The sequence below is a fragment of the Deinococcus frigens DSM 12807 genome (assembly GCF_000701425.1).
Lineage (GTDB): Bacteria > Deinococcota > Deinococci > Deinococcales > Deinococcaceae > Deinococcus > Deinococcus frigens.
The window spans coordinates 1-3,943 of sequence record NZ_JNIW01000115.1; the positions used below are offsets into that span (position 1 = coordinate 1).

4 protein-coding genes are annotated in these 3,943 nt (G+C 64.4%); all 4 read left to right on the plus strand.

Going from position 1 to position 3,943, the window contains the following annotated elements; genetic code table 11:
• Positions 1-744, plus strand: a 744-nt coding sequence (locus Q322_RS0119605) for a carbohydrate ABC transporter permease (RefSeq protein WP_029479533.1), incomplete at its 5' end; no start/stop codon positions are given.
• An 11-nt stretch (positions 745-755) separates the two neighbouring features.
• A complete protein-coding gene (locus Q322_RS0119610) occupies positions 756-1,559 on the plus strand; it encodes a carbohydrate ABC transporter permease (RefSeq protein ID WP_029479534.1) in 804 nt (267 codons plus the stop codon).
• 111 nt (positions 1,560-1,670) lie between these two features.
• Positions 1,671-2,891, plus strand: a complete 1,221-nt coding sequence (locus tag Q322_RS0119615) for an ABC transporter substrate-binding protein (RefSeq protein WP_029479535.1) — start codon at positions 1,671-1,673, stop codon at positions 2,889-2,891.
• Between the two features lie 56 nt (positions 2,892-2,947).
• Entirely contained in the window at positions 2,948-3,799 is an 852-nt protein-coding gene (locus Q322_RS0119620) for a sugar phosphate isomerase/epimerase family protein (protein ID WP_051668806.1), read from the plus strand.
• The last annotated feature ends 144 nt before the right edge of the window (positions 3,800-3,943 follow it).

Genomic DNA, 3,943 nt, shown 5'->3' on the forward strand with positions numbered 1-3,943 from the left:
AGCGCTCCAAACTGGGTTGGCCTCGCCAATTACCGTCAACTCCTGGCAGACCGCGAGTTCTGGAACAGCCTGGGCATCACCGCTGCCTTTGCCGTGGGCGTCACGGCCCTGGAAGTGGGCCTGGGCCTGGCCCTGGCCTTCCTGATGAACGCCCGCACGCGCACGCAATCGCTGCTGCGCGGCGCAGTGTTTGCCCCGGTGGTGGTGTCGCTGGCGGCCACGGCGGTGATCTGGAATTACCTGCTCAATCCCAATTCCGGGCCGGTCAACCGACTGCTGGAGGGGCTGGGCATTGCTGGCCCTGGCTGGCTCAGTGATCCACAAACGGCGCTGGCCTCGGTGATTCTGGTGGCGGTCTGGAAGGGGGTAGGCCTGCCCGCCGTGCTGTTTCTGGCCGGGTTGCAGGGTCTGCCGGGCGAGTTAGAGGAGGCGGCGGCGATTGACGGCGCTTCCCGCGCCACCATCGCCCGGCGCATCACCATTCCGCTGCTGGCCCCCACCACGGTGGTCGTGGTGTTCATCTCGCTGATCGGCACTTTCCAGTCGTACGGGCTGGTGCTGCTGCTCACGCGCGGCGGCCCGGCGGGGGCCACCAATCTGCTGGGCTACTCCATCTACCAGAACGCCTTCGTGTTCTTTCAGATGGGCCTGGCCAGCGCCCTGAGCGTGGTGCTGTTCGCGCTCCTGCTGACCCTGGGCATCATCCAGCTCAAGCTGGCCGAACGGCGGGTGCATTACCAGTGAAGACGTCCAGGATGACCCGCTTCGGTCAGGAAGCCCTGTCACTCGCCGTGATTCTGATCTTCCTGATGCCGCTGGTCTGGATGCTGCTGGCCGCCTTCAAGCCGCAGCAGGAGGTCTTCATCGGCGGCTTCTGGCCCAGCGAGTGGCAGTGGCACAACCTGGCCGAAGCCTGGAACAGTGCCCCCTTCGGTCGCTACCTGCTCAATTCGCTGCTGATCTCGCTGACCACCACGGCTGCCGTGCTTCTCAGCAGCGCGCTGGCTGCCTACGCCTTCGCGCGCATGCGCTTTCCACTCAAAGCCTTTCTGTTCGCCGTGGCGCTGGGCACGCTGATGATTCCGGGCGACGTGCTGCTGATTCCCAACTTCATCACTGTGCGGCAGTTCGGCTGGCTCAACAGCTATCCGGCGCTGATCGTGCCGTTTGCGGCCAGCGCGTTTGGGGTCTTCCTGTTGCGTCAGGCGTTCCGGCAGACGCCCGTGGAACTGGAGGAAGCCGCGCGGCTGGACGGCGCAACGCCCGCCCAGTATCTGTGGCGCATCCTGCTGCCGATTAACGCCCCGGTGCTGAGCGCGCTGGGCATCCTGACGTTTCTCTCGTCGTGGAACGCGCTGGTCTGGCCGTTGGTGGTGACCAGCCGCGACGATTTCCGCACCGTGCAGGTGGGCCTCGCCAGTTTCTCCAGCCTGGAGGGCAGCAATCTGCCACTGGTGATGGCCGCCACCCTGATCGTCATCGCCCCGGTGATGATCGCCTACGCGCTGGCCCAGAAGTGGTTTATCGAGAGCGCCGCCGCCAGCGGCCTGAAAGGTTAAGCCCCAGTCCCTGAGTTTTACAGACGTGGACGCCCCACCTTCCCACCGTCTTTTAAAACTGCCCCGCCGCCCCCGTCCGTCCGCCCCCCCGCCCCCCTCTGGAGGAGTCCCATGCCACGTCTACTGACCCTGAGCGCCACCCTGCTGACTGCCACACTACTCTCTACCGCCTCGGCCAAAACCGAGATCACGTTCCTGTACGGCCTGGGCGGTGAGCTGGGCAAAGCCATCGAGAGCATGATCAAGGACTTCAACGCCGCGCAGAACGACGTGACCGTGCGCGGCGAATTTGCCAACGATTACGAGGGCGTGGTGCAAAAAGCGCTGGCCGGGATCGCCGCCGGACAGCCCGCCGGGGACGTGATGCAACTGGAGGTGGCCTACGTGCCGCGCATCGCCGCGTCCGGGGCACTGGTGAATCTCAAAACGCTGCCTGGCTTCCAGACCTCGTTCGACACCTTCTGGCCAGTGTTCAAGACCCAGGTCAGCCGCCCGGACGGCGCGGTGTATTCGATGCCCTGGAACAACTCCAACCCGGTGCTGTACTACAACCCCGAACTGCTGAAGAAGGCCGGACTCAGCGCCCCGCCGCGCACCTACCCGGAGCTGCGTGTGGCGGCCAAGAAGATCACGGCGGCCACCGGCGTTCCGGCCATCGCCCTGTCCTCGTTTCCCTGGGTGCTGGAGGGCGCGGTCTGGAGCAACGGCGGCGAGATGGTAGATAACGGCAAGCTGCTGCTCGATCAGCCTGCTGCCAAGGCCGTGATCACTGACTGGGCAGGTTTTTTCCGTGACGGCAGCGCCGTACTGCAAAGCCCCAACACCAACGCCGACTTCGCGGCGGGCAAGGTGGCGATGGTCATGAATTCGGTGGCGAGCCGTCCAGGGCTGAAGGCCAGCGTGCCGTTCAAGTTCGGCACCGCGCCGCTGCCGTATTACAAAAAACCCGTCGTGCCGGTGGGCGGCGCGACCCTGGCGATCAGCAAGGGCAGCAGCGCCGACAAGCAGCAGGCCGCCTGGACGTTTATCCGCTGGCTGGCGCAGCCGGAGCAGCAGTTCACCTGGATCAAGATGAGCAACTACGTGCCGATCACCCGCACCACCACCAACCTGCCTGCCTACAAAACTTATGTGGCAAGTGAAAAGGGTCTGGAAATTGGCGGCCAGCAACTGTCGTATGCCCGCCCGCGTCCCTCGACGACAGGGTACGTGCAGGGCACCCAGGAAATCATCAAGTCCCTGGACCGCATTTTTTTGCAGAATGCCCCGATTGACGCCACCCTGAGCGATCTGGTTCAGCGCACCCAGCCGCTGTTCAAGGACACCAAGTAATCCAGAAATCACCTGGATGCCGTCCCACTTCCTTCACTCCCACCACGAGGTCAACCATGACTGCAACACAACCCAAACCCGAAGCCCCAACGGCCCCCCTCCTTGCTACGCTGGGCGCGGCCATGCCCCTTTCAGCCGTCGAACAGCACCGCGACTGGCTGTTCGCGGGCCGTGATCTGGAATTGCAAGACCCGGTTTCACATGAACTGCTCGACGGTGACTGGCGTGCCCACGCGGGGCGCACCCGCGAGGTGCTGGACGGCTTCACGGGCCGTCTGGGCATTCACGGCCCGTTCTGGGGCCTGACCCTGATGCCGCGTGATCCCGCCGTGCGCGAGGTCAGCCTGCGCCGTCACAGCGCCGCACTGGCCTACGCGGGCGAGATCGGCGCAACGCATATGGTGGTTCACAGTCCCTTCGATTTTTTTGGGCATCCGCTGGTGTCGCACACGGCAGCCACCGGTCTGGCCGAACAACTGGACATCGTTCAGGACATCCTTGAAGAGCTGCTGCCCCAGGCCGAGGCAGTGGGCTGCACGCTGGTCATGGAAAATATCCGCGACACCAACCCCACGCCGCTGCTGACCCTGGCCCGGCGCATGGATCATGACCGCCTGCGCCTGAGCATCGACGTGGGCCACGCCCACCTGATGCAGCGCGTGGGCGGCCCCACCCCCGAAGCCTGGATTCGCACCGTGGGCGAGTGGTTGGGCCACGTCCACCTGCAAGACAACGACGCCATGAACGACTGGCATTGGCCCCCCGGCGATGGTCAGATCCACTGGCGCGGCGTGCTGGCCGCTCTGGCGACGGTGCAAAGCCAGCCGCGCCTGATCATTGAGGTGGGACCGGCACAACTGGAGCGCGGCAAAGCCTACCTGGAAGGCTTGGGGACTGCAAAACTTTAGAACCGAACAATTTCCGGTTAAGCCACACTGGGAGCGGAGCAAGGATGATTTGGGCTTGCCCCGCTATTGCGTAGTTGAGGTTAAGCGGCTTTAGCCTGGCGTTCGAACTCGTGAGGTGTCAAGTAGCCCAGTGTGGAGTGGCGG